Below are 26230 nucleotides of genomic sequence, written 5' to 3'. Positions count from 1 at the left end.
CCTGCTACAGTTTATTACGCTTCGTCGCCGAACCAACAAATGTTGCGAGCAGCCATGATGAGTTCACCAGCTTTCTCGTCGGTCATACCTTCGATATCAGCCAGGTCATCAACGCCCTGTTCGGCGAGATCTTCCAGCGTACAAACACCACGGGCAGCCAGCTTAAACGCCAGAGCACGGTCCAAACCTTCCAGATTCAGTAAATCGTCGGCAGGTTTGTTGTCTCCCAGGCTTTCTTCCTGAGCCAGCGCCAGTGTAGTCAGTGCGTTTTTCGCACGCTCACGAAGTGCTTCAACGGTCGCTTCGTCAAGGCCGTCGATTTCCAGCAGTTCTTTCATCGGCACATAGGCCAGTTCTTCCAGCGAGGAGAAGCCCTCTTCAACCAGTACGGTTGCGAAATCTTCATCAATATCGAGATATTTGGTGAAGGTATCGATAGCGGCATGGGCTTCAGCCTGGTGCTTAGCCTGCAGGTCATCAACGGTCATGACGTTGAGTTCCCAGCCGCTGAGCTGCGATGCCAGGCGGACGTTCTGACCGTTACGGCCAATCGCCTGCGCCAGGTTGCCTGCTTCTACCGCGATGTCCATGGTGTGTTTATCTTCATCCACCACGATGGACGCGACGTCAGCCGGCGCCATAGCGTTAATCACGAACTGCGCCGGGTTATCATCCCACAGGACGATATCGATGCGCTCGCCGCCAAGCTCGGTAGAAACCGCCTGAACGCGCGCGCCGCGCATACCGACACAAGCGCCAACCGGGTCGATACGCTTGTCATTGGTTTTCACGGCGATTTTCGCACGAGAACCCGGATCGCGGGCTGCGGCTTTGATTTCCAGCACTTCTTCGCCAATTTCCGGCACTTCAATGCGGAACAGTTCGACCAGCATCTCTGGTTTGGAGCGAGTCACGAACAGCTGCGCGCCGCGTGCTTCCGGACGAACGGCGTACAGCACGCCGCGAATACGGTCGCCCGGACGGAAGTTTTCACGCGGCAGCATATCTTCACGCAGGATCACGGCTTCAGCATTGCTGCCCAGATCCAGAGTGATGTTGTCGCGGTTCACTTTTTTCACCACGCCGGTGATGATCTCACCTTCGTGCTCGCGGAACTGATCGACAACCATCGCGCGCTCAGCTTCACGTACTTTCTGTACGATAACCTGTTTAGCGGTCTGCGTAGTGATACGGTCGAAGGTGACAGATTCAATCTGATCTTCAACGTAGTCGCCGACGTTCATGCTTTCATCTTCGTAACGCGCAGCTTCCAGCGTGATCTCGCGGGTAGGTTGAGTCACCTCTTCAACCACCAGCCAGCGACGGAAGGTGTCGAAATCGCCGCTTTTACGGTCGATTTCTACGCGAACGTCGATCTCTTGTTCGTATTTTTTCTTGGTCGCCGTTGCCAGAGCGCTTTCCAACGCTTCGAAAATCTTCTCGCGCGGCAGCGCTTTTTCGTTGGAAACGGCTTCAACAACAGCCAAAATTTCTTTGTTCATCGGGGCCTTTCACCTCAATCCAGACTGTTAAAAGTGGGGAACCAGGTTCGCCTTCTGGATGTTACTCAGCGCGAACACTTCATCTTTGCCTTCGACGGTTACCGTGATCATCTCACCGTCTACCGCTTTGATAATGCCCTGCCATTTACGACGGTTCTGTACCGCCATGCGCAGCACCAGCGAAACTTCTTCACCGGTGAAGCGTTGATAGTGTTCAGCAGTAAACATCGGACGGTCGAGACCAGGCGAAGAGACTTCCAGGTTGTAAGCGACGGTGATCGGATCTTCGACATCCATGACAGCACTGACCTGGTGGCTCACATCAGCACAATCATCAACATTGATGCCATCTTCACTATCAATATAGATGCGCAGTGTGGATGTGCGACCGCGAATAAATTCGATGCCGACCAGCTCAAAGCCAAGCGCTTCAACTGGCGCAGTGAGCATCTCTGTTAATTTTTGCTCTAATGTGGACAAACCCACCCCCAAGACATAAAAAAAGGGCGTATAGCCCAGTTATTCTGAAGTCAGATAACAAAAAACCCCGATAAATCGGGGCTTTAGATAACTGAACCCTGAGACCGCAATTGCGATCTGGAACACCTTCCAGAAGAATTCTTTCAAATCCGGCTACGAAGGACCTAGTCCTCACAGTATATTTGAAAAAGTACTTAATGGGAAAGTGGTTGCGGGGGCCGGATTTGAACCGACGACCTTCGGGTTATGAGCCCGACGAGCTACCAGGCTGCTCCACCCCGCGCCTGAAACGTGGCATATTTTACTCTTTCTGAGCAAAAGACGCAAATACTGCTGGGATTTGGTACCGAGGACGGGACATAAAATCGTGGTGAATTGTATCGATAAATCATATATTTTGTCAACATCCATTTTACACCACCCGCTTGCCGTTTATGCTGGCATTTCAGGCTTTTTTAGCAAAATCACCATCAGGCTCTTCCTGTCGCCAGCAAAAGATGATTAAATGAAAACTCACAATTAGTGCATAAAAATGCAAATTTGTTGTTGAGTCGAACTCACCACAGTCTATCTAGCAGGGTTTTATTTTATGACGACGATTCTTAAGCATCTCCCGGTTGGTCAACGTATTGGTATTGCTTTCTCTGGTGGACTGGATACCAGCGCCGCCCTGCTGTGGATGCGTAAAAAAGGCGCGGTTCCTTATGCATATACCGCGAATCTAGGCCAGCCTGACGAAGACGACTACGAAGCCATTCCGCGTCGTGCGAAAGAGTATGGCGCTGAAGGCGCTCGTCTGATTGATTGCCGCAAACAACTGGTGGCGGAAGGTATAGCGGCGATTCAGTGCGGCGCATTCCATAACACCACCGGCGGCTTAACTTATTTCAATACCACGCCGCTGGGCCGCGCCGTGACCGGCACCATGCTGGTTGCCGCGATGAAAGAAGATGGCGTCAACATCTGGGGCGACGGTAGCACCTATAAAGGCAACGATATCGAGCGCTTTTATCGCTACGGTCTGCTGACCAATGCGGAACTGCAGATTTACAAACCGTGGCTGGATAGCGACTTCATTGATGAACTGGGCGGTCGTCATGAAATGTCCGAGTTTATGATAGCCTGCGGCTTCGACTACAAAATGTCTGTCGAAAAAGCCTATTCCACCGACTCCAACATGCTGGGTGCGACGCACGAAGCGAAAGATCTCGAATTCCTCAATTCCAGCGTGAAAATCGTCAACCCGATCATGGGTGTGAAGTTCTGGGATGAAAGCGTAAAAATCGCCGCTGAAGAAGTGACCGTGCGTTTTGAACAGGGCCACCCGGTTGCGCTGAATGGTAAAACGTTCAGCGATGACGTCGAACTGATGCTGGAAGCTAACCGCATCGGTGGTCGCCACGGTCTGGGCATGAGCGATCAGATTGAAAACCGCATCATTGAAGCGAAAAGCCGCGGCATCTATGAAGCCCCGGGGATGGCGCTATTGCATATCGCCTACGAGCGCCTGCTGACCGGTATCCATAACGAAGATACTATCGAGCAATATCATGCTCATGGCCGCCAGTTGGGTCGTCTGCTGTATCAGGGACGCTGGTTCGATTCCCAGGCGCTGATGCTGCGCGATTCGCTGCAGCGTTGGGTAGCCAGCCAGATCACTGGCGAAGTCACCCTTGAACTGCGTCGCGGCAACGACTACTCGATCCTGAATACCGTGTCAGACAACCTGACCTATAAAGCAGAGCGTCTGACCATGGAAAAAGGCGATTCCATGTTTACCGCTGAAGATCGTATCGGCCAGCTGACCATGCGTAACCTGGACATTACCGATACTCGTGAGAAGCTATTCGGCTATGCCCAATCCGGGCTACTCAGCGCGTCTTCCGCCACCGGTCTGCCACAGGTTGAAAACCTGGAAAATCGCGATAAATAAACCGCGAAGCCAAACTCTCCAGCCGGCGCTAACCCGCCGGCTTTTTTATTTCCGCAATAAATCCTAAATCACAACCCTACTTTATCGTTATAGTTTATGGCATCACTATTTTTAATAATCACCATCTATAATTTATCGAATACCTGTACTCTTATACCGAGAGGATCGCAATGAATATTAAACCTCCCGTTCGGCCGCAAGACGCGATCAACCGTCTGATGGCAATGCTGGAACCGCATGCCACGTCAATAAATATGGTCGCAAGGAAAAGGCTTAGCTGGGAATATAAAGGTAAAATCCAGCTCTATCTGTTTAAGAAAGGTGAGTTATCCATTTTTCGCTCATCGGACAGATTACTCATGGTCACCGTCTATGAACCACACCTGTTTGGCGTAGCCGAGATGCTGCAGCCCAGCCGTAGCCACGGCCTTCGCGCGGAAGTCGATACGGAGATCCTGCGGATTGACAGCGACAAAGCCATGCAACTTTTCAGTGAGCATAACATGTGGGAAGAGGTCACCCGGCTGCTGGCTTACCACACCTCTTATTTGGTGTATCGCGACGATTTAGTATTACAACAGCGGACTTATTCGGTCATTCGCAATCACTTAATGGAAATGTTGTTGCTTCCTGAAGAGACCCGTTCGCGGGTATCCATGCTGGAATATATTCAGGACCGCACGCATTTGTCGCGCAGCAGCATTCTGAATGTGCTTTCCGCATTGAAAAAAGGTGGCTATATCGAGTTTGCCCGCGGTGGTTATTTACAGAGTATCACCTCCCTACCTGAGAAGTTTTAACGCACTGCAGTCCCACTTATCGCCTCACGACCATTATTTAAAAATAAACATATAAACGGTAACGGTGGGCGATAAATGCTTTTATTCTGCACATAACTATTAAACCAGAAACCCGTTAATTTTGCCCGAGCGCTCGTATCGGGCATTTTTTTACCCGAAGGAATACGAATAATGAGCATGTTCAGATTGAAATCCATCCTGCTTATCGCCGCCCTGAGCGCCAGCAGCGCCGCCTTCGCTTCCGTTAGTCTTCACGGTGAGGCCGGTTCAGAATTCACCAACTTATCAGCCAGCTTTAATCCACAGGCTCCCGGAATGACCTTTAACGGGAACTGGGCGCATAGCGATAACGATGGCGATACGGTGGGATTGGGCATGGGCTATAACTTTGACCTCGGTCCGTTCCTGCTGACGGCCGGTGGTAAAGCGGTATACCTGAATCCGAACGATGGCGATGAAGGCTATGCGATTGCCCTCGGCGGCGGCGCTCAACTACCGCTTGGCGATTTCTTTACCTTGTTCGGTGAGGCTTATTATTCCCCGGATTCAATGTCCAGCGGCGTTGATGAATACCTTGAAGCCAATGCCGGCTTACGCGTGAATATCATTAAATCCATGAGCATCGAAGCGGGCTATCGCTATATCGATATGGCGGGTAAACATGACCACCACGATAACGTCCTGGCGGATGGCGCCTATGCGGGTTTCAATTTCCGTTTCTAAGTGCGGCAAAAGGGATTGCCTGTCGGCAATCCCTTTTTTTATGCGACAGATGGTATGGTTTTCAGCAGCTTATTAATTTCCAGCAAGCCCGCAATATTGTTCTCTTTACGGTAGACGTCGTTCATCGAAGCCATTTGCTCAAGTTTGGTTAACGCACCGTAGACCTGAAACGCCTCGCTATGCTTATCAAAGACATCCCGTTTATCCACATCCTGTAAATAGTTGCTTTTAAGCGACTGGCTTAACTTGCTGATGAGCAGGTTGTTATCCTGAAAACAGTTAACGACCGTTGATGATTCCGGCGCAGGCACGGAATTATTTATAACCGGCACCTGCAGGGTATTCAACGTGTCTACTGTTTCTGGCGAAGAATTGCTGCTGCATCCGGCCAGGCCCAACATACCGGCAATGATAACTACTTTTAAAGTACGCATGGCGTCACTGAACCTCGTCAAAATTGATGAGGGCGACTTTAGCGATTTCACGGGGATCAAAACCAGCGGAGTGTTGTTTATAAATAAACAACGAATAGAGAGGGACAAAAACAAAAAAAGACGCTTTTCAGCGTCTTTTCTCTGGAATATTGGTACCGAGGATGGGACTCGAACCCACAAGCCCGTTAGGGCACTACCACCTCAAGGTAGCGTGTCTACCAATTCCACCACCTCGGTACAGAATACTTAGTGCGGGATATCGCTGGTCGGCTGAGCCGGTGCGCTTGGCTGAGTCTGCTCAGATTTCGGCGCGCTCAGATTATCCCACTCGCTTCCTTTATTGGTCTTGTTGCTGTTGATATTACCCAGCGCCAGACTGATGATGAAGAACAGCGCGGCCAGAATGCCGGTCATACGGGTCATGAAGTTACCAGAACCGCTAGAACCAAACAACGTGCCAGAAGCGCCTGCTCCGAAGGAGGCTCCCATGTCAGCGCCTTTACCTTGTTGCAGCATAATCAGGCCAACGAGGGCAATCGCTACAATAAGGAAAATTACTAAAAGAGCTTCGTACATAATCAACCTGTTCCTTGCGGATTCGCCGCATACCAAGTGCTTCACCAATAAAGCGGGACGTTTTTAATATTTCCCACTGAAGCGGGTGTGAATACTAACCAAAGCGAATAACCTTCGCAAGGGCAATTTTGGCGTATTGTATCAACTGCGGAAAAAAACAGCAAAAAGCGTTTTTATATGCTTAAAAAGGCAGCAATAGCCGCCTTTTTAATCACTTAGACGCGATAGTTATACGCTTTTGACCGCATCGGCGATACGGTGGGCAAATTCCTTCACCTGCGCTTCATGCTCGCCTTCAACCATCACGCGAATCAGCGGCTCTGTGCCAGATTTACGCAGCAGCACGCGTCCACGGTTCCCCAGCGCAGCCTCTACTTCGGCAGTGACCGCTTTTACGCTGTCATGTTCCAGCGGGTTGCCGCTGCCTTCGGTAAAGCGTACGTTGACCAGAATCTGCGGGAACATTTTCATACCGCTGCACAGATCGTGCAGGCTCATATGATTACGCACCATCGCCGCCACCACCTGCAGGCTGGCGACAATGCCATCGCCGGTGGTGGTTTTGTCCAGCAGAATCACGTGGCCGGAGTTTTCCGCGCCGATACGCCAGCCTTTTTCCTGCAGTTTTTCCAGCACGTAACGGTCACCCACTTTCGCACGGGTAAACGGAATGCCAAGCTGCTTCAGCGCCAGCTCAAGACCCATGTTGCTCATTAGCGTACCGACTGCGCCACCGCGCAGCTGGCCCTGACGCAGACCTTCACGAGCGATAATATAGAGGATCTGATCGCCATCGACTTTATTGCCTTCATGGTCAACCATGATGACGCGATCGCCATCGCCGTCATAGGCAATACCGAGATCGGCTTTTTCCGCCAGCACGCGAGCCTGCAGCGCGCGTACATCGGTTGCGCCAACTTCTTCGTTAATGTTCAGTCCATCAGGCTCACAGCCCATCGCGATAACCTGAGCGCCCAGCTCACGGAATACGTTCGGCGCAATGTGGTAGGTCGCGCCGTGAGCGCAATCAACCACGACCTTCAGGGAACCGAGGCTCAGTTCGTTCGGGAAGGTGCCTTTGCAGAATTCAATGTAGCGACCGGCGGCATCGACGATACGACTGGCTTTCCCCAGTTCGGCGGAATCAACGCAGGTCAGCTCTTTTTCCATCTCTGCTTCAATCGCTTCTTCGACGTCATCCGGAAGCTTAGTGCCTTCGATGGAGAAGAATTTAATACCGTTGTCGTAGAAAGGGTTATGAGAGGCAGAGATGACGATTCCCGCTTCAGCGCGGAAGGCGCGGGTCAGATAAGCGATTGCCGGCGTCGGCATAGGGCCGGTAAACGAGGCGGACAAACCCGCAGCCGCCAGGCCAGCTTCCAGCGCGGATTCCAGCATATAGCCAGAAATTCGCGTGTCTTTGCCGATAATGATTTTACGTGAACCATGGCGCGCGAGCACTTTGCCGGCCGCCCAACCCAGTTTCAGCACGAACTCAGGCGTAATAGGTGCGTCGCCAACGCGGCCACGAATACCATCGGTGCCAAAATATTTGCGGTTACTCATAACGTTTATTTTCCTTAGCGGCCAGGGTGGCTTCCACCACGCGCAGCGCTTCTACCGTTTCTTTGACATCATGGACGCGAATTATCTGCGCGCCCTGCATTGCAGCAATGACTGCGCAGGACAAGCTGCCGCTCAGCCGTTCCGACGGCCCTACGTTCAACAGCTGACCCACCATCGACTTACGCGACATCCCAACCAGCAGCGGGAGGCCAAAATGATGGAACTCCCCTAGTCGGGCAAGCAGTTCATAGTTATGGGAAAGATTTTTACCGAATCCGAATCCCGGGTCGAGCAACAATTTTTCTTTTGCGATCCCCGCCTGTTCGCAGCGCACAATGTGTTCAGCAAAAAAACGGTCAACATCGGCAAAAACATCTTCGTACTTCGGCGCTTCCTGCATCGTTTTCGGCTGCCCCTGCATATGCATCAGGCACACCGGTAGCCCGGTTTGCGCGGCGGCCTGCAGGGCGCCAGGCTCGGTTAATGAACGGATATCGTTAATGATATGCGCGCCAGCGTGTGCGGATTCGCGAATGACCTCGGCTTTCGAGGTATCAACCGAGATCCAGACTTCAAAACGTTGTGCAATTGCCTCAACCACCGGGATCACCCGCGCCAGCTCTTCCTCGACGCTGACATCCGCCGCGCCAGGCCGGGTTGATTCACCGCCGATATCAATAATAGTCGCCCCGGCGTTGATCATCAGGTTGGCATGCTTAACCGCTTCAATCAGTGAATTGTGGCTGCCGCCATCGGAGAAGGAATCCGGCGTAACGTTAAGGATCCCCATCACATGCGGATGGGAGAGATCGAGCGTTGACCCCTGGGCGTGTAATTGCATGTTTTCTTTCCGCTATGGTTTGTACAGTTGTCGTTCGGACAGGGTTCAGCCCGTACCATCTTAGAGATTCTGACGGTGACATCATTCAATTCCTCAAAAGGAATAATGAAGCGCCGGCGTTTAAATATTCAAAAAATGAATATTATCAGACAGACGATGCATCCGCGCGTGTTGCAGCCGCCTCCATCCCGAAAACATTTTACGCGATGGACGATAGCATGCCATCGCTATAGTTATGTTCCGAAAGAGGAACGCTGAAGACCGGCACATAAAACAAAAGGGCCGCAGCGGATTAGGCTGCGGCCCTTATTAGTCAGAGCGCTTTGGCAAAGCGTGGAGACTTATTTGTCGCCCAGCTGTTCCGACATGGTATTACCCGGATTCGGCGTACGCGGTTCATCAACCGGACGCGGCGCCGTCGGGGTGCCATTGTTGCCAGAGTTATTAGAAGAACCCGGTTCTTCCCAACCCGCCGGCGGACGAACATCGCGACGAGCCATCAGGTCGTCAATCTGCGGCGCATCGATGGTCTCATATTTCATGAGCGCATCTTTCATCGCGTGCAGAATATCCATGTTGTCGTTCAGCAGCTGGCGAGCACGACCATAGTTACGCTCAATCAGCGATTTCACTTCCTGGTCGATGATACGCGCGGTTTCATCAGACATATGCTTCGCTTTCGCGACGCTACGGCCGAGGAACACTTCGCCCTCTTCTTCGGCATACAGCAGCGGGCCGAGTTTGTCAGAGAAGCCCCACTGGGTAACCATGTTACGCGCCAGGTTAGTCGCAACTTTAATATCGTTGGACGCGCCGGTAGAAACATGTTCCGCACCGTAGATAATCTCTTCCGCTAGACGACCGCCGTACAGGGTGGAAATCTGACTTTCCAGTTTCTGACGGCTGGCGCTGATAGCATCGCCTTCCGGCAGGAAGAAGGTCACACCCAGCGCACGGCCGCGCGGGATAATCGTCACTTTGTGTACCGGATCGTGTTCTGGTACCAGACGGCCGATAATCGCGTGGCCCGCTTCGTGGTATGCGGTCGATTCTTTCTGCGCTTCCGTCATCACCATGGAGCGACGTTCCGCACCCATCATGATTTTGTCTTTCGCTTTTTCGAACTCAACCATCGAGACGACGCGTTTGTTGCCACGGGCAGCAAACAGGGCTGCTTCGTTCACCAGGTTCGCGAGGTCAGCACCGGAGAAGCCAGGAGTACCACGAGCAATAATTGCCGCGTCGATATCCGGCGCCAGCGGTACGCGACGCATGTGAACTTTAAGGATCTGCTCACGACCACGAACATCCGGCAGACCAACGACAACCTGACGGTCGAAACGGCCAGGACGCAGCAGTGCCGGGTCCAGAACGTCCGGACGGTTAGTCGCGGCGATAACGATGATACCTTCGTTACCTTCGAAGCCGTCCATCTCAACCAGCATCTGGTTCAGGGTCTGCTCACGCTCATCGTGACCACCGCCAAGACCGGCGCCACGCTGGCGACCGACGGCGTCGATTTCATCGATGAAGATGATGCAAGGCGCTGCTTTCTTAGCTTGTTCGAACATGTCGCGTACGCGAGACGCGCCGACACCCACAAACATTTCTACGAAGTCAGAACCGGAAATAGTAAAGAACGGCACTTTGGCTTCGCCGGCGATAGCTTTCGCCAGCAGCGTTTTACCGGTACCCGGAGGGCCGACCATCAGGACGCCTTTCGGGATTTTACCGCCCAGCTTCTGGAAACGGCTCGGTTCGCGCAGATATTCAACCAGCTCGCCTACTTCCTCTTTCGCTTCGTCGCAACCGGCAACGTCAGCAAAGGTGGTTTTGATCTGGTCTTCAGTCAGCATTCGGGCCTTGCTCTTGCCGAAGGACATCGCGCCCTTTCCGCCGCCGCCCTGCATCTGACGCATAAAGAATATCCAGACGCCGATCAGCAGCAGCATCGGGAACCAGGAAATGAAGATGGAAGCCAGCAGGCTTGGTTCTTCCGGCGGTTCGCCAACTACTTTGACGTTTTTAGTCAACAGGTTGTCGAGCAGCTTCGGATCGTTAACCGGAATGTAAGTCGTGTAACGGTTACTATCTTTCTTGGTAACGTTGATCTCACGTCCGTTGATACGCGCTTCGCGAACCTGGTCCTGATTGACCTCTTGCAGGAAGGTAGAATAATCCACCTTGCGGCCATTCGACTCGCTGGGCCCAAAGCTCTGGAATACTGACATCAGCACAACGGCAATGACCAGCCAGAGTATTAGGTTTTTCGCCATGTCACTCAAGGGATTAACCTCTTATTACAACTGTGTTAAAAACAGCGTCAGGATACTCTATATCCAGCGTCTTTCAAACTTTCGTTTGAAATCTACCGGTTATGGTTTACGCCCGGTCGCTACAATATACACTTCACGCGAACGAGCGCGGGAAGAGTCCGGCTTACGAACTTTGACCTTCGTAAACAGGGAGCGAATTTCTCTAAGATACTCATCGAAGCCTTCGCCCTGGAACACCTTCACAACAAAACTACCACCTGGCGCTAATACATCACGAGACATTTCAAGCGCCAGTTCTACCAGATACATAGCCCGGGGAATATCCACCGCCGGTGTTCCGCACATATTCGGCGCCATATCGGACATGACAACTTGTACTTTACTGTCGCCTACTCGCTCAAGTAACGCTTTCAGGACTAATTCATCACGAAAGTCGCCCTGAAGGAAGTCCACACCGACGATTGGATCCATTGGTAAAAGATCGCAAGCGATGATGCGGCCGCTGTTTCCGATCTGCGTAACCGCGTATTGCGACCAGCCACCGGGTGCAGCGCCAAGGTCGACTATCGTCATCCCCGGCTTAAAAATCTTGTCACTTTGCTGTATTTCATCAAGTTTAAACCAGGCACGGGAACGTAACCCCTTTTTCTGTGCCTGTTGAACATATTTATCGCTAAAGTGTTCCTGAAGCCAGCGGCTTGAGCTGGCAGAACGCTTTTTACCTGTCATTTAACATTCCCATTCGGGTTCATCGTACTTTACTGCGTAAAAATCGACGCGGTAGTTTGGCGATATATGGGAGATGGCGGTAGAATGACCCGTTTTCAATCCCAACGTAAGCAAAAAAATACGATGAATCTGAGTACTAAACAAAAACAGCACCTGAAAGGTCTGGCACATCCGCTCAAGCCGGTAGTTATGCTTGGCAATAATGGTTTGACCGAAGGGGTACTGGCCGAGATCGAACAAGCGTTAGGGCACCATGAGCTCATCAAGGTGAAGATCGCCTCAGAAGATCGCGAAACTAAAGCCTTGATCGTGGAAGCCATCGTGCGTGAAACCGGCGCCTGTAACGTACAGGTCATCGGTAAAACGCTGGTTCTGTACCGCCCAACGCCAGAGCGTAAAATCTCGCTGCCACGCTAAGAATATCCTGAATCCCGACACAACATTGTGTAAAACGAGGGATTTCTGTGGCCAGGCGAGCAAAATGCCATGCTCCTGACGTTGATAAAAGGCCGCTATGCGGCCTTTTTCCTTTCTTTACAATCTATAAACATCGTAGCGGGAAATACGCCTTACAGGTACTCAACCTTGGTAATTTCGTATTCCACTTCACCACCCGGGGTACGGATAGTGACGACATCATCCTGCTCTTTGCCAATCAGACCGCGGGCGATCGGTGAATTCACAGAGATGAGATTCTGTTTAAAATCCGCTTCGTCATCGCCCACGATACGGTAAGTCTGCTCTTCGTCGTTATCCAGGTTCAGCACGCTGACCGTGGAGCCGAAAATCACGCGGCCATTATTCGGCATCTTAGTGATATCGATAACCTGCGCATTCGACAGTTTTGCTTCGATATCCTTGATACGACCTTCGCAGAAGCCCTGCTGTTCGCGGGCAGCGTGGTATTCCGCGTTCTCTTTCAGATCGCCGTGCTCACGCGCCTCGGCGATAGCAGCAATAATCTCTGGACGACGTACGGACTTCAGGAAATCCAGTTCTTCGCGCAGCTTCTCTGCGCCACGTAAGGTCATCGGAATAGCTTGCATTTGTTATACCTCTTTATCATTCCTTCATGGAACGGACGGAGTCGTTCCGCCATCGGTCACGTCTTAGCCATGGCCGAAGCAAAAAGAAAACCGACCCGGGAAACACTCCCCAGGTCAGCAGCAATTTTCAATTTGATACGCATTTTACCCTGAAGTTCACTATGGGTCATCGTTTACTTTACAGGGTGATGCACCGTAGTATGACGGCTTGGTTTCAGGTTGTTAGCGCGAGATTATGCGATTTCCCAGATTTATCATCGGATTGACTGCCGGTATAGCGCTTAGCGCTCAGGCCGCGAATATTGACGAGTACATCAGTCAGCTTCCTGCTGGCGCGAACCTTGCCTTCATGGCGCAGAAGGTTGGCTCCCCGACGCCGGAGATAGACTTCCACAGCCAACAGATGGCGCTGCCTGCCAGTACCCAGAAGGTGATCACCGCGCTGGCGGCGTTGCTGCAGCTGGGGCCGGACTTCCGCTTCACCACGACGCTGGAAACCAAAGGCTCGCTTGACGGCGGTGTGCTGAAAGGCGACCTGATTGCCCGCTTCGGCGGCGATCCGACGCTAAAGCGTCAGGATATCCGCAACATGGTGGCGTCGCTGAAAAAAGCCGGCGTACAGCGCATTGAAGGCAATGTGCTTATCGATACCTCGGTTTTCGCTAGCCACGATAAAGCCCCCGGCTGGCCATGGAATGACATGACGCAGTGCTTCAGCGCCCCGCCAGCGGCAGCGATTGTTGATCGTAACTGTTTCTCCGTCTCACTCTATAGCGCGCAGAAACCCGGCGATTTGGCCTTTATCCGCGTGGCCTCTTACTATCCGGTCACCATGTTCAGCCAGGTGCGGACGCTCGCCCGCGGCTCCGCAGAGGCGCAGTATTGCGAGCTGGACGTCGTACCGGGCGATCTCAACCGCTACACCCTCACCGGCTGCCTGCCGCAGCGCAGCGAGCCGCTGCCGCTGGCGTTCGCCATTCAGGACGGCGCAGGCTATGCAGGCGCGATCCTGAAAGCCGAGCTCACCGATGCGGGTATCACCTACAGCGGCACTCTCTTGCGCCAGACCCTGGCTAACGATCCGGGCACCGTGCTGGCGACGACCCAATCGGCGCCGTTGCACGATCTTCTACGCATCATGTTGAAGAAATCCGACAACATGATTGCCGATACGGTGTTTCGTACTATCGGCCACGCGCGAATGGGCGTGCCGGGAACCTGGCGCGCCGGTTCCGACGCGGTGCGGCAAATTCTGCGCCAGCAGGCGGGTATTGACCTCGGTAACACGATTATCGCCGATGGCTCAGGCCTGTCCCGGCACAATCTTATCGCGCCGGCGACCATGATGCAGGTATTGCAGTACATCGCTCAGCACGATAACGAGCTCAACTTTATCTCGATGTTGCCGCTTGCCGGACACGATGGTTCGCTGCAGTATCGCGCCGGTCTTCATCAGGCGGGCGTTGACGGTAAGGTTTCGGCGAAGACCGGTTCGCTGCAGGGGGTATATAACCTGGCAGGTTTCATTACCACCGCCAGCGGGCAAAAGATGGCCTTCGTGCAGTATCTCTCCGGCTATGCGGTGCCGCCGGGCGACCAGCGCAACCGCCGCATACCATTGGTGCGCTTCGAAAGTCGACTGTATAAAGATTTGTACCAGAACAACTAAAACTAAAGGGCCGCATCAGATGATGCGGCCCTTTTTACTCAGAATTAACGCTTGTAGATGAATTCGACGCCTTCTTCGTCGTCTTCGTCCCAGTCGTCATCCCAGTCTTCGTCATCTTCTTCCAGTTCGGCTTCTTCAAGCTGCTGACGGTGATAGTCGTCCCACATGAACTCGACTTTCTCCGGCTTCTGCTCTTCTTCCGCCTGCACGATTGGATTTTCGATGATAAAGGTCATCACGTCCCAGCACAGGTCTTTAACGCCCTGCTGGCTGGCCGCGGAGATCAGATAGAACTTATCTTCCCAACCCAGCGCTTCGGCGATAGCCTTCGCTTTGGCTTCAGCCTCCGCTTTGTCCATCAGGTCAATCTTGTTGAAGACCAGCCAGCGCGGTTTAGAGGCCAGCTTCTCGCTGTATTTCTCCAGTTCGCCGATGATAATGCGCGCGTTTTCTACCGGATCGGAACCGTCGATAGGCTCGATGTCGATAAGGTGCAGCAGCACGCGGCAGCGCTCGAGGTGCTTAAGGAAGCGAATACCAAGGCCAGCGCCTTCCGCTGCGCCCTCAATCAGCCCCGGAATATCGGCGACCACAAAGCTCTTCTCGTTGTCCATACGCACCACGCCCAGGCTCGGTACCAGGGTGGTAAATGGATAGTCGGCCACTTTCGGCTTCGCCGCGGAGACCGCGCGAATGAAGGTGGATTTACCGGCATTCGGCATCCCCAGCATCCCCACGTCGGCCAGCAGCATCAGCTCGAGCTGCAGATCGCGCTTATCGCCCGGCGTACCCATGGTTTTCTGACGCGGGGTACGGTTAACGGATGATTTGAAGCGCGTGTTGCCCAGACCATGCCAGCCGCCTTTCGCAACCATTAAACGCTGACCGTGCTTGGTCATATCGCCCATGGTCTCGCCGGTTCCCTGGTCGATGACGCGGGTCCCTACAGGCACTTTCACCGTGACATCTTTACCGCGTTTACCGGTACAGTCGCGGCTCTGACCGTTCTGTCCGCGTTCTGCGCGGAAAGATTTTTCGAATCGATAGTCGATCAGGGTGTTGAGGTTCTCGTCCGCTTCCAGCCAAACGTCGCCGCCGTCACCGCCATCGCCGCCGTCCGGGCCGCCTCGCGGAATATATTTTTCGCGGCGGAAGCTAACGCAACCATTGCCGCCGTCACCTGCTACGACCAGGATCGTTGCTTCATCTACAAACTTCATTTTACTCTCCGTAAATCATTCGCCTGAGCGGGGCAGCGGTACAACCGCTTCTCGCTTGCGCCAGCGTCCCCAAAGACGATGGCCAATGGCGGAATACATCGCGCCCGCAACCACGACAAACGCACCGAGATAACCAATCAGGTTTAACATCGGTCTGGCGAAAACATCGGGCCAGGCCATTGATAATAAATCAGAAAACAGTAGCGTAAACAGTGGCGTTAAGGTAATTAACGCGCTGACCTGCGCCGCCTGCCAGCGCGCCATGGCTTCCGCCAGCGCCCCGTAGCCGACCAGGGTATTCAGCCCGCAAAAAATCAGGCAAGCCAGTTGCCAGTCGCTCAGTTGGGAGATAACCCCCGGTTTAGCGAGTGGCAGTAAAGCAATCGTACATAAAGTGTACAGCAAAAATAGTATCTGCTGTGATGCCAGGCGCCGCAATAACACCTTTTGCGCGACCCCGTAGCTTACCCACACCGTTGCCGCTGCGACACCAAAAATTACCCCCCACGTGTAGTCCGTGAGACGGGTAAAGATTTCAATCAGGCTGGTGTTGAAGAACATCACCAGCCCGCTGAGCAACATCAGCGCCCCTACAACCTGGGTACCACGCATGCGCTCTTTCAGAATCACAACGCTTGCCACCATCATACCGACCGGTGATAACTGGCCGATGACCTGGGAGGCCGTTGGACTGAGATATTGCAAGGAAGAGCTGAACAGAATGAAGTTACCGAACAGACCGCCGGTAGCAATCGCTAATAAAACCAACCAGCGCGGCTTGCGAAAAATACGCAGCGGCGGCAGCTTGCCTTTGATGGCGAGGATCGCGCCAAGACCAATACTGGCCATCAAAAAGCGATAAAAGACCACCGTTGGCGGCTCCATCACTTCGAGAACCTGCTTCATTGCAATTGGCAGAGCTCCCCAACACATCGCGGTGGTTAGCGCCAAAAGAATGCCTATGCCGGCCTGCTGCTTCATGATGCCCGTTTTCCCTGCAGAAATTTTTCCGGGATTCTAATGTAAAAAGCCCCGCAACGTGTTGCGGGGCTTTCATCCGTCACCAGGACGCGAAAAACTTATTCAGCAACGATGCTGATGAATTTACGGTTTTTCGGGCCTTTAACTTCGAACTTGACTTTACCGTCAGTCAAAGCGAACAGAGTGTGGTCACGGCCGCAACCAACGTTGGTGCCAGCGTGGAATTTGGTACCACGTTGACGAACGATGATGCTACCTGCCAGAACTGCTTCACCGCCGAAACGTTTTACGCCCAGACGTTTAGCTTCTGAATCGCGACCGTTACGAGTCGAGCCGCCAGCCTTTTTATGTGCCATTTAAATCTACTCCCTCAAGTCTTAGGCGCTGATGCCAGTGATTTTCACATCAGTGAACCACTGACGGTGGCCTGCTTGCTTACGATAGTGTTTACGACGACGAAACTTAACGATTTTAACTTTCTCGCCACGACCGTGAGCAACAACTTCAGCTTTGATTACGCCGCCCTCAACGAAAGGAACGCCGATCTTGATTTCTTCACCGTTTGCGATCATCAGAACTTCAGCGAACTCAACAGCTTCGCCAGTTGCGATGTCCAGCTTTTCCAGGCGAACGGTCTGACCTTCGCTTACTCGGTGTTGTTTACCACCACTTTGGAAAACCGCGTACATATAAAACTCCGCTTCCGCGCACCTCTTCGTGTGATTCAGAGTGCGCTATAAATATTCACAATAGGGCGCGAATATTACGCAAAACGCGACCCTTTGACAAGAGCGATCATCGATCAACGCAGAAAAAAAACACAACTTTCACGCTAACGTTTATCTGCGCTGATTTTTCAGTACAATCATATCTTCTTTTAATTCTATCTTAATCCTTCTGTGATCCCACCTGGATTCGCGGTAACAGGACATTTGGCCCGGCTTTTGCGATGAATTTAGAAAAAATCAATGAGTTAACCGCGCAGGATATGGCGGGTGTCAATGCGGCAATCCTCGAGCAGCTCAACTCAGATGTACAGCTTATCAATCAGTTAGGCTACTACATCGTCAGCGGAGGCGGTAAACGTATTCGTCCGATGATCGCCGTGCTTGCAGCGCGTGCGGTCGGCTATCAGGGGAATGCGCACGTCAACATTGCCGCACTGATCGAATTTATTCATACCGCGACCCTGCTGCATGACGACGTCGTCGACGAGTCCGATATGCGCCGCGGCAAGGCGACGGCCAATGCCGCGTTCGGTAACGCCGCCAGCGTACTGGTGGGCGACTTTATCTACACTCGCGCCTTCCAGATGATGACTCGCCTCGGTTCGCTGAAGGTGCTGGAGGTGATGTCGGAAGCCGTAAACGTTATCGCCGAAGGTGAAGTCCTGCAGTTGATGAACGTCAACGACCCGGATATCACAGAAGAGAACTATATGCGGGTCATCTACAGTAAGACCGCCCGTCTGTTTGAAGCCGCTTCGCAGTGTTCCGGCATCCTGGCTGGCTGCAGCGCGGAAGAAGAACAGGCGCTGCAGGATTATGGTCGTTACCTCGGCACCGCGTTCCAGCTGATTGACGATCTGCTGGATTACAGTTCCGATGGCGAACGCCTTGGCAAAAACGTCGGTGATGACCTGAACGAAGGCAAACCAACGCTGCCGCTACTGCACGCGATGCATCACGGTACCCCGGATCAGGCGGCGATGATTCGCGGCGCTATCGAGCAGGGTAACGGACGCCATCTGCTTGACGCCGTACTTGAAACCATGGCGGCCTGCGGTTCGCTGGAGTGGACGCAGAAACGTGCGGAAGAAGAAGCCGATAAAGCTATCGCCGCGCTGCAGGTTCTGCCGGATACGCCGTGGCGCGAGGCGCTCATCGGCCTTGCCCATATCGCCGTTCAGCGCGACCACTAATCCCCCCTTTCTCCCGCGCGCATTGCGCGGGAGAGTTCCAATAAAATCCAATATCCTTCAAATAACGCCAGAAACCTTAATATATTCCGAATATACAGGAACGATAATGGAACTTGTTAAAACCATATAAGAACCAGGGTATAGTATTTCAGCCGTCCGTATTGACGCGCAGACAGTTATCACCGGGAGAATTTATGGATAAGTTCATCGACTGGCATTCAGCGGATATCATTGCCGGCCTTCGCAAAAAGGGGACATCGCTCGCAGCTGAGTCGCGACGTCACGGTTTAAGCTCTTCTACGCTTGCCAACGCACTAACCCGTCCGTGGCCAAAGGGCGAATTGATTATTGCTAACGCGCTGGGAACCGATCCGTGGGTTATTTGGCCATCGCGTTATCACGATCCCATTACCCATCAGTTCATCGACAGAACGCAGATGATGCGTCAGAAGAGAAATAAGACCTAAGGTGAGGGAGAGCTCGATAACAGCCCCCGGACGGACGTCAGAGGGCTGCTACCGAAGCGGGACTACTCGCCCTTGACGCGTTCGATATTCGCGCCCAGAGCCTGCAGTTTATCTTCGATGCGCTCATAGCCGCGATCGATGTGATAGATACGGTCGACGATGGTCGTCCCTTCCGCAATACAACCCGCCAGTACCAGGCTTGCGGATGCACGCAGGTCGGTCGCCATGACCTGTGCGCCGGACAGCTTCGCGACACCATGGCAAATCGCGGTATTGCTCTCGATTTCCGCGTGCGCGCCCATACGGATCAGTTCCGGAATGTGCATGAAGCGGTTTTCGAAGATGGTTTCGGTGATAACGCCAGTCCCTTCAGCCACCAGGTTCAGCAAGGTGAACTGCGCCTGCATGTCGGTTGGGAAACCCGGGTGCGGCGCGGTACGCACGTTGACCGCTTTCGGACGGTTGCCGTGCATATCGAGGCTAATCCAGTCTTCACCGACTTCAATATCCGCGCCAGCTTCGCGCAGCTTCGCCAGCACCGCATCCAGGGTATCCGGCTGCGCATGGCGGCACATAATTTTACCGCCGGAGATCGCCGCCGCGACCAGGAAGGTACCGGTTTCGATACGGTCCGGCAGCACGCGATAAACGCCGCCGCCGAGACGCGCGACGCCTTCGATGGTGATACGGTCGCTGCCCTGGCCTTTGATTTTCGCGCCCAGCGCGTTGAGGAAGTTGGCGGTATCGACGATTTCCGGCTCGCGCGCGGCGTTTTCGATAACCGTGGTGCCTTCAGCCAGCGTCGCCGCGCTCATGATAGTCACGGTCGCCCCTACGCTCACCTTATCCATCACGATATGCGCGCCTTTCAGACGCCCATTGACTGATGCCTTCACATAGCCTTCTTCCAGTTTGATTTCCGCGCCCAGCTGTTCCAGGCCGGTAATATGCAGGTCGACCGGACGCGCGCCGATAGCGCAGCCGCCCGGCAGAGAAACCTGACCCTGACCGAAACGCGCCACCAGCGGCCCCAGCGCCCAGATGGAAGCGCGCATGGTTTTCACTAAATCGTACGGAGCACAGAAAACATTTACCGGACCGGCATCGATCCATACGGAACCATTGCGCTCGACCTTCGCGCCCAGCTGGCTCAGCAGCTTCATGGTGGTATCGATATCTTTCAGCTTCGGTACATTCTGGATTTCAATCGGCTCTTCGGCTAACAGCGCGGCAAAGAGGATTGGCAGGGCAGCGTTTTTAGCGCCGGAAATGGTGACCTCGCCCTGCAGGCGAGTCGGCCCCTGAACACGGAATTTATCCATTGATTCTGTTCTCGGTTAAAAATTCATCAACGCTGTAGGGAACATCCCTACAGCTTAAAAGCCATTAAGTTTGCGATCGCGCGCCCATTCTTGCGGGGTAAACGCTTTGATCGACAGCGCATGAATGCGATTGTCGGCAATATATTCCATCAGCGGCGCGTAGATAGCCTGCTGTTTTTTTACCCGGCTCATGCCGTCAAACATCTCACCCACAGCGATAACCTGAAAGTGGCTGCCATCGCCAGAGACGTGGACTTCCTGAAGGGAGAGTGCGTTCATCAGCACGGTCTGAATTTCATGATTTTCCATGGGATCACATTTTTCTGAGTGTGAAAACAGCCCAACATCTTAGAGGAAAGTGGCGCTGTCTTAAACAAGCAAAAAGCCCCATCGAACAGATTGATGGGGCTTTCAGAATAGCTTCAGCATTAACCTACTGAAAAATTTACGGGATCATGTCTGCCGGAAGGTTGTAAAGACTCACCAGCGTTTGCAGGTTTTCGCTTTTTCCTACCACTTGCGCCGTTTTGCCCTGCCGGCGTACCAGCGCGACAAAATGAACCAGCAACGCCACTCCGGCGCTATCGACCCGCGAAACGTCGCTGAGGTCGATAGTGGATACGCCGTCGGTGGCCTGCGCGCGGGCATTCCACAGCGGCAGTATAAATTCCTGATCCAGTTCGCCGCGCAACGCCAGGCGTTCACCGTCGCGGTTCCAGCTCAGTTGCTCGCTCATTATTTTTTCTGTTCCAGAGTGATAGGCTGGGCAGAAATAGCTTTCAGCTGCGCGGTCAGACCGTCAACGCCTTTCGTACGCAGCAGATCGCTCCACTCGTTTTGTTTGGTAGTGATCATGCTGACGCCTTCGGCGATCATGTCATAAGCCTGCCAGTTGCCGGTCTGGGTATTTTTACGCCATTGGAAGTCCAGGCGTACCGGAGGACGGCCATTCGGGTCGAGGATGGTGACGCGAATCGGTACGATGGTTGCGCTGCCCAGCGGCTGCTCAGGCGCAATTTGATAAGTCTGCCCGTGATACATGGCCAGCGCCTGACCGTAAGCCTGTTTCAGATATTCGCGGAAGGCGGCAAAGTAGGCTTCACGCTGTGCAGGCGTCGCCTCTTTGTAGTAACGGCCCAGCACCAGCGCGCCGGCGTATTTCACCTGCACGTAAGGCAGCAGTTCCTGATCGACGATATCACGCAGATAGTTTGGGTTCGCTTTGATCTTCGGCTGTTCGTTCTTCAGACGATCGAAGGTCTTCTGCGCCGCCTCGTCCATCAGCTTATACGGGTTAGTTTGATCCGCGGCATGCGCGGCGGTCAGTGGAGCAATCACCAGCATGGCGACCATGAGTAAGCGTTTAAACATATCTTGTCTCTCCTGAAATTAATGCGTCATGCCGGCCTGCGGCGTAGCGTCAGTATGACTCTCAGCCGCCGCCTTATCATTGTCAGAATTCTGATTATCGCCGCCCTTGCTGTTATAGAGGAACTGGCCTATCAGATCTTCCAGTACCATCGCGGACTTGGTGTCCTGAATCGTACCGCCGTCTTTAAGAATAGCGGTGCCCAGTTCCGGATCTTCGAAACCGACGTTCAGCGCCAGGTACTGCTCCCCGAGCAGGCCGGAAGTACGAATCGCCAGCGAACTGGTATCCGGAATGTGGTTGTAGCTTTCGTCGATATCGATGGCAACACGCGGCAGATAGGTTTTCGGATCGAGGGTAATATCGGCAACGCGACCGACCACCACACCGCCGATACGCACCGGTGAACGCGCTTTCAGACCGCCGATGTTATCGAAGGTCGCATAAAGACGGTAAGTCGGTTCGGTACGCAACGAGGTCACGTTCGCCGCCTTCAGACAGACAAACAGCGCCGCTAGCAGCGCCGCCAGTAAGAACACACCTACCCAGATCTCATTTTTTTTCGTTTGCATGAACTTAATTCCCAAACATCAGCGCAGTCAGCACAAAATCCAGCCCCAGAACCGCCAGCGACGAATGCACCACGGTGCGCGTCGTTGCCCGGCTAATTCCAGCGGAAGTGGGGATAGCGTCATAACCATTGAATAACGCAATCCAGGTTACCGTAACGGCAAAAACCAGACTTTTAATCAGGCAGTTAACCAGATCCATTCGCCAGTCGACGGCATTTTGCATCGCGGTCCAGAAGAACCCTGCGTCGATGCCTTTCCAGCTTACGCCAACCAGCGAACCGCCCCAGACCCCCACGGCGACGAAAATGATCGTCAACAGCGGTAGCGAGATGACCCCGGCCCAGAAGCGCGGCGAAATCACCCGGCGCAGCGGATCCACCGCCATCATCTCCATGCTGGAGAGCTGCTCGGTCGCCCGCATCAGGCCAATCTCGGCGGTTAACGCCGAACCGGCTCGCCCGGCGAACAGCAGCGCGGCCACCACCGGCCCCAGTTCGCGCAGCAGCGACAGCGCCACCAGCATGCCCAGACTGGTCTCAGCGCTATAGGTCGTTAATACCAGATAACCCTGCAGCCCCAGTACCATTCCGATGAACAGCCCCGAGACGATAATAATCAGCATCGATAGCACGCCGACGTTATACAGCTGGCGTACCAGCAGCGGCGCATGCTTGCGAAATTCCGGCTTGCCCACCACGGCATTAAACAGCATTAATCCGGCGCGCCCGAAGGTCGCGGTGGTTTTGATGCCGCGGTGTCCGAGCGCTGCCAGCGCATTAAATAGCATGAGTCGTTTAGCTCCCTTTGCCTAATAAATCATGGTGGTAATCGCCCGCAGGATAGCGGAACGGCACCGGGCCGTCAGCGATGCCATCAATGAACTGGCGCACGCGCGGATCGCTATTTTCACGCAGCGATTGCGCGCTGCCGTGGGCAACGATTTTCTTATCCGCCACGATGTAGGCGTAATCCGCAATGCTCAGCACTTCCGGTACGTCGTGCGATACCACAATGCAGGTCACTCCCAGGGTGCTATTCAGCTCTGAGATAAGTTTAACCAATACGCCCATGGTGATGGGATCTTGTCCGACGAAGGGTTCGTCAAACATGATCAGATCCGGCTCAAGGGCAATCGCCCGCGCCAGCGCCGCGCGCCGCGCCATCCCGCCGGAGAGTTCAGAAGGCATCAGTTTCGCCGCGCCGCGTAGCCCAACCGCCTCCAGCTTCATCATGACGGTGGTATGCAGCAGCGCATCCGGCAACTGAGTATGTTCGCGCAGCGGGTAAGCTACGTTATCAAACACGTTCATATCGGTGAATAGCGCGCCGGACTGAAACAGCATGCTCATGCGTTTACGCACGGTATACAGCCGCGAGCGCGTCATTTGCGGCACGTTTTCGCCGTCAAACAGGATCTCGCCGCTGTCCGGCGGGATCTGGCCGCCGATCAAACGCAGCAGGGTCGTCTTGCCGATCCCCGATGGCCCCATAATGGCGGTAATCTTGCCGCGAGGCACCGATAGCGAGATATCATCGAAGATGACGCGGTCGCCCCGAGAGAAACGAATACCGCGAACCTCGACTAAATTCGCCAGAGTTTGGCTCATAAAATCATCCTTACTAAACCTTCGGGCTAAGCATGGCGCTTTCTTTCACCACAAACCCAACATTTTTACAGAATCTTACCTGCCCGGGTTAGCGAAAGCTGGCATTTGTTTTACTTTTGCCACACATAAAGTCAAAATTAAGAATTCGTTACGCTGCGTACGGACGGCCAGCGAGGCGACGATTATACCTGAAGAAAGGACTTTAGATGCTCTTAGCAACGGCTCTGTTAATAATTGGTTTACTGCTGGTCGTTTACAGCGCCGATCGTCTGGTATACGCCGCTTCAATACTGTGCCGCATGATGGGGATCCCGCCGCTCATCATCGGCATGACTGTCGTGAGCATCGGTACCAGCCTGCCGGAGATCATCGTTTCCGTCGCCGCCTCCCTGCACGGACAAACCGATTTGGCGATCGGCACGGCGTTGGGATCCAATATTACTAATATTCTATTAATTCTCGGTCTTGCCGCCCTGCTCCATCCATTTACCGTGCATTCTGATATCCTGCGCCGCGAATTGCCGTTAATGTTGCTGGTCAGTTTACTGGCGGGATTTGTACTTTACGATGGTCAACTGTCGCGTCTGGACGGGCTGTTTTTACTGGCGCTAGCCATACTGTGGCTGGTGTTTACCCTAAAGATAGCGCGCCTGGCGGAACGCCAGGGCAGCGATAGCCTGACCCGGGAACAGCTGGCGGAGCTGCCACGCGGCGGTTCTCTGCCCGTCGCCCTGCTGTGGCTCGGGGTGGCGATGATCGTCATGCCGATGGCCACCCGCATGGTGGTTGATAACGCCACGGTGCTGGCGAACTATTTCGCCATTAGCGAGCTGACGGTCGGCTTAACGGTTATTGCTATCGGCACCAGCCTGCCGGAACTGGCCACCGCTATCGCCGGCGCACGAAAAGGGGAAGACGATATCGCCATCGGGAATATCATTGGCGCGAATATCCTTAACCTTGTGTTGGTGCTCGGGCTGCCGGCGTTAATCGCCCCTGGCGCCTTCCCTGCCGAAGCTTTTACGCGCGACTACAGCGTAATGCTGCTGGTCAGCGCTATCTTCGCGCTGCTGTGCTGGCGGCGCAAACGGCAGCCGGGACGCGTAGCGGGCGCCTTGCTGGTCGGCGGCTTTATGGTTTGGTTGGCGCTACTGTTCTGTTCTGCGCCGTTCTTCATTGAATGAATTGGGATAACATCATGTCGCAAATAGATTTGCCAACGGATTTTGACTTTCAACAGGCAGGACGTCAGGTTCTGGAAATTGAACGTGAAGGTCTGGCCCAGCTCGATCAGTATATTAATGAAGATTTCACCCGCGCCTGTGAAACGATTTTCCGCTGCGGCGGTAAAGTCGTGGTGATGGGCATGGGTAAATCCGGTCATATCGGGCGCAAAATGGCGGCGACTTTCGCCAGTACCGGTACTTCGGCTTTTTTTGTCCATCCCGGTGAAGCGGCTCACGGCGATCTGGGGATGGTCACGCCGCAGGATGTGGTCATCGCGCTATCCAATTCCGGTGAATCTAATGAAATTCTGGCGTTGATTCCGGTGCTTAAACGCCAGCAGGTGCCGCTTATCTGCGTCACCAGCCGTCCGGACAGCAGCATGGCGCGCGCCGCCGATATTCATCTATGTGTGAAAGTGCCGAAAGAGGCCTGTCCGCTAGGACTGGCGCCGACCTCCAGCACCACCGCCGCGCTGGTGATGGGTGACGCCCTTGCCGTAGCGCTGCTCGAAGCCCGCGGCTTTACCGCCGAAGATTTCGCCTTGTCGCACCCCGGCGGCGCACTTGGTCGTAAGCTGCTGCTGCGGGTCAATGATATTATGCATACCGGCGATGAGATCCCTCACGTCGGCCTGCAGGCCACCCTGCGCGATGCGCTGCTGGAAATCACCCGTAAGAATTTAGGCATGACGGCCATCTGCGATGACGAGATGAATATCATCGGCATCTTCACCGATGGCGACCTGCGCCGCGTCTTCGATACCGGCGTCGATATGCGCAACGCCAGCATCGCTGAAGTCATGACCCCAGGCGGGATCCGCATTCGTCCGGGCATGCTGGCGGTAGATGCGCTCAACCTGATGCAGTCCCGCCATATCACCTGCGTGCTGGTTGCCGATGGCGACCGACTGCTAGGTGTGGTACATATGCACGATCTGCTGCGCGCTGGCGTAGTGTAAGTAAGGATAAA

At 53.9% G+C, this 26230-nt stretch carries 29 protein-coding genes and 2 tRNA genes; 9 read left to right on the top strand and 22 right to left on the bottom strand.

The annotated features are described in order from the left end of the window. Positions 1 to 14: 14 nt before the first annotated feature. From nusA to PGR23_RS22430, 3 genes are all read right to left on the bottom strand, one after another. Positions 15 to 1502 carry a transcription termination factor NusA gene (nusA, locus tag PGR23_RS22440; protein WP_015369524.1) on the bottom strand — a complete coding sequence of 496 codons (1488 nt, stop codon included), beginning with the start codon at positions 1500 to 1502 and terminating at the stop codon, positions 15 to 17. Positions 1503 to 1529: 27 nt separating this feature from the next. Beyond that, entirely contained in the window at positions 1530 to 1982 is a 453-nt protein-coding gene (gene rimP / locus PGR23_RS22435; protein ID WP_015703598.1) for a ribosome maturation factor RimP, read from the bottom strand. A 206-nt stretch (positions 1983 to 2188) separates the two neighbouring features. Next, a tRNA-Met gene (locus tag PGR23_RS22430) sits at positions 2189 to 2265 on the bottom strand. A gap of 306 nt (positions 2266 to 2571) precedes the next feature. On the opposite strand from PGR23_RS22430, the gene argG reads away from it, so the two are divergent. The 3 genes from argG (at position 2572) to PGR23_RS22415 (ending at position 5438) form a co-directional block, all read left to right on the top strand. Beyond that, positions 2572 to 3915 carry an argininosuccinate synthase gene (gene argG, locus PGR23_RS22425; RefSeq protein WP_015369521.1) on the top strand — a complete coding sequence of 448 codons (1344 nt, stop codon included), beginning with the start codon at positions 2572 to 2574 and terminating at the stop codon, positions 3913 to 3915. 170 nt (positions 3916 to 4085) lie between these two features. Continuing rightward, positions 4086 to 4715 carry a winged helix-turn-helix transcriptional regulator gene (locus tag PGR23_RS22420; protein WP_396279363.1) on the top strand — a complete coding sequence of 210 codons (630 nt, stop codon included), beginning with the start codon at positions 4086 to 4088 and terminating at the stop codon, positions 4713 to 4715. A 171-nt stretch (positions 4716 to 4886) separates the two neighbouring features. After that, complete coding sequence (locus PGR23_RS22415) at positions 4887 to 5438, top strand: YfaZ family outer membrane protein (RefSeq protein WP_396279362.1); 552 nt, start codon at positions 4887 to 4889, stop codon at positions 5436 to 5438. Between the two features lie 38 nt (positions 5439 to 5476). Here the strand turns inward: PGR23_RS22415 and PGR23_RS22410 are convergent, their stop codons facing one another. From PGR23_RS22410 to rlmE, 7 genes are all read right to left on the bottom strand, one after another. Beyond that, the gene (locus tag PGR23_RS22410; RefSeq protein WP_396280082.1) at positions 5477 to 5839 is read right to left on the bottom strand and encodes a hypothetical protein; all 363 of its coding nucleotides are present in this window, start codon (positions 5837 to 5839) and stop codon (positions 5477 to 5479) included. Between the two features lie 183 nt (positions 5840 to 6022). After that, positions 6023 to 6109, bottom strand: a tRNA-Leu gene (locus tag PGR23_RS22405). Between the two features lie 9 nt (positions 6110 to 6118). Continuing rightward, positions 6119 to 6448, bottom strand: a complete 330-nt coding sequence (gene secG, locus PGR23_RS22400) for a preprotein translocase subunit SecG (protein WP_396279361.1) — start codon at positions 6446 to 6448, stop codon at positions 6119 to 6121. A 228-nt stretch (positions 6449 to 6676) separates the two neighbouring features. After that, positions 6677 to 8014 (bottom strand): phosphoglucosamine mutase, encoded by a 1338-nt coding sequence (gene glmM, locus PGR23_RS22395; protein ID WP_015369516.1) that lies wholly within the window; start codon positions 8012 to 8014, stop codon positions 6677 to 6679. Continuing rightward, positions 8007 to 8855 carry a dihydropteroate synthase gene (gene folP / locus PGR23_RS22390; RefSeq protein ID WP_047044714.1) on the bottom strand — a complete coding sequence of 283 codons (849 nt, stop codon included), beginning with the start codon at positions 8853 to 8855 and terminating at the stop codon, positions 8007 to 8009. The genes glmM and folP overlap by 8 nt, the downstream gene beginning before the upstream one ends. A gap of 341 nt (positions 8856 to 9196) precedes the next feature. Then, positions 9197 to 11131, bottom strand: a complete 1935-nt coding sequence (gene ftsH / locus PGR23_RS22385; RefSeq protein WP_015369514.1) for an ATP-dependent zinc metalloprotease FtsH — start codon at positions 11129 to 11131, stop codon at positions 9197 to 9199. A gap of 99 nt (positions 11132 to 11230) precedes the next feature. Beyond that, positions 11231 to 11860, bottom strand: a complete 630-nt coding sequence (gene rlmE, locus PGR23_RS22380; protein WP_008806638.1) for a 23S rRNA (uridine(2552)-2'-O)-methyltransferase RlmE — start codon at positions 11858 to 11860, stop codon at positions 11231 to 11233. A gap of 123 nt (positions 11861 to 11983) precedes the next feature. Between rlmE and yhbY the strand changes: the two genes are divergently transcribed. Beyond that, complete coding sequence (yhbY, locus tag PGR23_RS22375) at positions 11984 to 12277, top strand: ribosome assembly RNA-binding protein YhbY (protein WP_002918374.1); 294 nt, start codon at positions 11984 to 11986, stop codon at positions 12275 to 12277. A gap of 152 nt (positions 12278 to 12429) precedes the next feature. Here the strand turns inward: yhbY and greA are convergent, their stop codons facing one another. Further along, the gene (gene greA / locus PGR23_RS22370) at positions 12430 to 12906 is read right to left on the bottom strand and encodes a transcription elongation factor GreA (protein ID WP_045394952.1); all 477 of its coding nucleotides are present in this window, start codon (positions 12904 to 12906) and stop codon (positions 12430 to 12432) included. 235 nt (positions 12907 to 13141) lie between these two features. On the opposite strand from greA, the gene dacB reads away from it, so the two are divergent. Continuing rightward, positions 13142 to 14575: a serine-type D-Ala-D-Ala carboxypeptidase gene (dacB, locus tag PGR23_RS22365; protein WP_047044712.1), complete on the top strand. Its 1434-nt coding sequence runs from the start codon at positions 13142 to 13144 to the stop codon at positions 14573 to 14575. A gap of 44 nt (positions 14576 to 14619) precedes the next feature. On the opposite strand, the gene cgtA is transcribed toward dacB, so the two are convergent. The 4 genes from cgtA to rplU form a co-directional block, all read right to left on the bottom strand. Beyond that, on the bottom strand, positions 14620 to 15795 hold the full coding sequence (gene cgtA / locus PGR23_RS22360) for an Obg family GTPase CgtA (protein WP_045377966.1): 1176 nt from the start codon (positions 15793 to 15795) through the stop codon (positions 14620 to 14622). Positions 15796 to 15810: 15 nt separating this feature from the next. Next, positions 15811 to 16776, bottom strand: coding sequence for a DMT family transporter (locus PGR23_RS22355; protein WP_015369509.1), 966 nt, complete (start codon positions 16774 to 16776; stop codon positions 15811 to 15813). Between the two features lie 98 nt (positions 16777 to 16874). After that, positions 16875 to 17132: a 50S ribosomal protein L27 gene (gene rpmA / locus PGR23_RS22350; RefSeq protein WP_002434222.1), complete on the bottom strand. Its 258-nt coding sequence runs from the start codon at positions 17130 to 17132 to the stop codon at positions 16875 to 16877. A gap of 21 nt (positions 17133 to 17153) precedes the next feature. Next, entirely contained in the window at positions 17154 to 17465 is a 312-nt protein-coding gene (rplU, locus tag PGR23_RS22345; protein ID WP_015703604.1) for a 50S ribosomal protein L21, read from the bottom strand. 260 nt (positions 17466 to 17725) lie between these two features. Here rplU and ispB point away from each other — a divergent pair, with 260 nt between their 5' ends. Together ispB and sfsB are read left to right on the top strand one after the other, a co-directional pair. Beyond that, the gene (gene ispB / locus PGR23_RS22340) at positions 17726 to 18697 is read left to right on the top strand and encodes an octaprenyl diphosphate synthase (protein ID WP_045394958.1); all 972 of its coding nucleotides are present in this window, start codon (positions 17726 to 17728) and stop codon (positions 18695 to 18697) included. A 194-nt stretch (positions 18698 to 18891) separates the two neighbouring features. Then, positions 18892 to 19164, top strand: coding sequence for a DNA-binding transcriptional regulator SfsB (sfsB, locus tag PGR23_RS22335; RefSeq protein ID WP_015369506.1), 273 nt, complete (start codon positions 18892 to 18894; stop codon positions 19162 to 19164). A gap of 62 nt (positions 19165 to 19226) precedes the next feature. Here the strand turns inward: sfsB and murA are convergent, their stop codons facing one another. The 7 genes from murA to mlaF all read right to left on the bottom strand — a co-directional run bounded on the left by murA (position 19227) and on the right by mlaF (position 24034). Beyond that, a complete protein-coding gene (gene murA / locus PGR23_RS22330; protein ID WP_045394960.1) occupies positions 19227 to 20486 on the bottom strand; it encodes a UDP-N-acetylglucosamine 1-carboxyvinyltransferase in 1260 nt (419 codons plus the stop codon). 54 nt (positions 20487 to 20540) lie between these two features. Then, on the bottom strand, positions 20541 to 20795 hold the full coding sequence (gene ibaG, locus PGR23_RS22325; protein WP_015369504.1) for a BolA family iron metabolism protein IbaG: 255 nt from the start codon (positions 20793 to 20795) through the stop codon (positions 20541 to 20543). A 136-nt stretch (positions 20796 to 20931) separates the two neighbouring features. Continuing rightward, on the bottom strand, positions 20932 to 21222 hold the full coding sequence (gene mlaB / locus PGR23_RS22320) for a lipid asymmetry maintenance protein MlaB (protein ID WP_015369503.1): 291 nt from the start codon (positions 21220 to 21222) through the stop codon (positions 20932 to 20934). Continuing rightward, positions 21222 to 21857 carry a phospholipid-binding protein MlaC gene (gene mlaC / locus PGR23_RS22315; RefSeq protein WP_045394964.1) on the bottom strand — a complete coding sequence of 212 codons (636 nt, stop codon included), beginning with the start codon at positions 21855 to 21857 and terminating at the stop codon, positions 21222 to 21224. The genes mlaB and mlaC overlap by 1 nt, the downstream gene beginning before the upstream one ends. 18 nt (positions 21858 to 21875) lie before the next feature. Further along, a complete protein-coding gene (gene mlaD / locus PGR23_RS22310) occupies positions 21876 to 22427 on the bottom strand; it encodes an outer membrane lipid asymmetry maintenance protein MlaD (RefSeq protein WP_045394997.1) in 552 nt (183 codons plus the stop codon). 4 nt (positions 22428 to 22431) lie between these two features. Beyond that, positions 22432 to 23214, bottom strand: coding sequence for a lipid asymmetry maintenance ABC transporter permease subunit MlaE (mlaE, locus tag PGR23_RS22305; RefSeq protein WP_015369500.1), 783 nt, complete (start codon positions 23212 to 23214; stop codon positions 22432 to 22434). Between the two features lie 7 nt (positions 23215 to 23221). Beyond that, positions 23222 to 24034, bottom strand: a complete 813-nt coding sequence (gene mlaF, locus PGR23_RS22300; protein WP_015369499.1) for a phospholipid ABC transporter ATP-binding protein MlaF — start codon at positions 24032 to 24034, stop codon at positions 23222 to 23224. Positions 24035 to 24240: 206 nt separating this feature from the next. On the opposite strand from mlaF, the gene PGR23_RS22295 reads away from it, so the two are divergent. Both PGR23_RS22295 and kdsD read left to right on the top strand, forming a co-directional pair. After that, on the top strand, positions 24241 to 25218 hold the full coding sequence (locus PGR23_RS22295; protein WP_047044703.1) for a calcium/sodium antiporter: 978 nt from the start codon (positions 24241 to 24243) through the stop codon (positions 25216 to 25218). A gap of 14 nt (positions 25219 to 25232) precedes the next feature. Continuing rightward, complete coding sequence (kdsD, locus tag PGR23_RS22290) at positions 25233 to 26219, top strand: arabinose-5-phosphate isomerase KdsD (RefSeq protein WP_015369497.1); 987 nt, start codon at positions 25233 to 25235, stop codon at positions 26217 to 26219. Positions 26220 to 26230: the final 11 nt, after the last annotated feature.

The organism is Klebsiella sp. 141162 (assembly GCF_050600755.1).
GTDB lineage: Bacteria > Pseudomonadota > Gammaproteobacteria > Enterobacterales > Enterobacteriaceae > Klebsiella > Klebsiella aerogenes.
Note: the sequence above shows the minus strand (reverse complement) of the source record. Positions and strands in the feature narration are given on the sequence as shown.

Excerpts from the sequence above, each read along its gene's own strand:
- secG (WP_396279361.1), bottom strand. The coding sequence starts at position 6,448 with ATGTACGAAGCTCTTTTAGTAATTTTCCTTATTGTAGCGATTGCCCTC.
- ispB (WP_045394958.1), top strand. The coding sequence starts at position 17,726 with ATGAATTTAGAAAAAATCAATGAGTTAACCGCGCAGGATATGGCGGGT.
- mlaC (WP_045394964.1), bottom strand. The coding sequence starts at position 21,857 with ATGTTTAAACGCTTACTCATGGTCGCCATGCTGGTGATTGCTCCACTG.
- nusA (WP_015369524.1), bottom strand. The coding sequence starts at position 1,502 with ATGAACAAAGAAATTTTGGCTGTTGTTGAAGCCGTTTCCAACGAAAAA.
- ibaG (WP_015369504.1), bottom strand. The coding sequence starts at position 20,795 with ATGGAAAATCATGAAATTCAGACCGTGCTGATGAACGCACTCTCCCTT.
- kdsD (WP_015369497.1), top strand. The coding sequence starts at position 25,233 with ATGTCGCAAATAGATTTGCCAACGGATTTTGACTTTCAACAGGCAGGA.
- greA (WP_045394952.1), bottom strand. The coding sequence starts at position 12,906 with ATGCAAGCTATTCCGATGACCTTACGTGGCGCAGAGAAGCTGCGCGAA.
- glmM (WP_015369516.1), bottom strand. The coding sequence starts at position 8,014 with ATGAGTAACCGCAAATATTTTGGCACCGATGGTATTCGTGGCCGCGTT.
- rplU (WP_015703604.1), bottom strand. The coding sequence starts at position 17,465 with ATGTACGCGGTTTTCCAAAGTGGTGGTAAACAACACCGAGTAAGCGAA.
- dacB (WP_047044712.1), top strand. The coding sequence starts at position 13,142 with ATGCGATTTCCCAGATTTATCATCGGATTGACTGCCGGTATAGCGCTT.
- mlaE (WP_015369500.1), bottom strand. The coding sequence starts at position 23,214 with ATGCTATTTAATGCGCTGGCAGCGCTCGGACACCGCGGCATCAAAACC.
- argG (WP_015369521.1), top strand. The coding sequence starts at position 2,572 with ATGACGACGATTCTTAAGCATCTCCCGGTTGGTCAACGTATTGGTATT.
- mlaB (WP_015369503.1), bottom strand. The coding sequence starts at position 21,222 with ATGAGCGAGCAACTGAGCTGGAACCGCGACGGTGAACGCCTGGCGTTG.
- PGR23_RS22420 (WP_396279363.1), top strand. The coding sequence starts at position 4,086 with ATGAATATTAAACCTCCCGTTCGGCCGCAAGACGCGATCAACCGTCTG.
- ftsH (WP_015369514.1), bottom strand. The coding sequence starts at position 11,131 with ATGGCGAAAAACCTAATACTCTGGCTGGTCATTGCCGTTGTGCTGATG.
- PGR23_RS22410 (WP_396280082.1), bottom strand. The coding sequence starts at position 5,839 with ATGTTGGGCCTGGCCGGATGCAGCAGCAATTCTTCGCCAGAAACAGTA.
- sfsB (WP_015369506.1), top strand. The coding sequence starts at position 18,892 with ATGGATAAGTTCATCGACTGGCATTCAGCGGATATCATTGCCGGCCTT.
- mlaF (WP_015369499.1), bottom strand. The coding sequence starts at position 24,034 with ATGAGCCAAACTCTGGCGAATTTAGTCGAGGTTCGCGGTATTCGTTTC.
- PGR23_RS22415 (WP_396279362.1), top strand. The coding sequence starts at position 4,887 with ATGAGCATGTTCAGATTGAAATCCATCCTGCTTATCGCCGCCCTGAGC.
- rlmE (WP_008806638.1), bottom strand. The coding sequence starts at position 11,860 with ATGACAGGTAAAAAGCGTTCTGCCAGCTCAAGCCGCTGGCTTCAGGAA.
- cgtA (WP_045377966.1), bottom strand. The coding sequence starts at position 15,795 with ATGAAGTTTGTAGATGAAGCAACGATCCTGGTCGTAGCAGGTGACGGC.
- yhbY (WP_002918374.1), top strand. The coding sequence starts at position 11,984 with ATGAATCTGAGTACTAAACAAAAACAGCACCTGAAAGGTCTGGCACAT.
- murA (WP_045394960.1), bottom strand. The coding sequence starts at position 20,486 with ATGGATAAATTCCGTGTTCAGGGGCCGACTCGCCTGCAGGGCGAGGTC.
- PGR23_RS22355 (WP_015369509.1), bottom strand. The coding sequence starts at position 16,776 with ATGAAGCAGCAGGCCGGCATAGGCATTCTTTTGGCGCTAACCACCGCG.
- PGR23_RS22295 (WP_047044703.1), top strand. The coding sequence starts at position 24,241 with ATGCTCTTAGCAACGGCTCTGTTAATAATTGGTTTACTGCTGGTCGTT.
- mlaD (WP_045394997.1), bottom strand. The coding sequence starts at position 22,427 with ATGCAAACGAAAAAAAATGAGATCTGGGTAGGTGTGTTCTTACTGGCG.
- rpmA (WP_002434222.1), bottom strand. The coding sequence starts at position 17,132 with ATGGCACATAAAAAGGCTGGCGGCTCGACTCGTAACGGTCGCGATTCA.
- folP (WP_047044714.1), bottom strand. The coding sequence starts at position 8,855 with ATGCAATTACACGCCCAGGGGTCAACGCTCGATCTCTCCCATCCGCAT.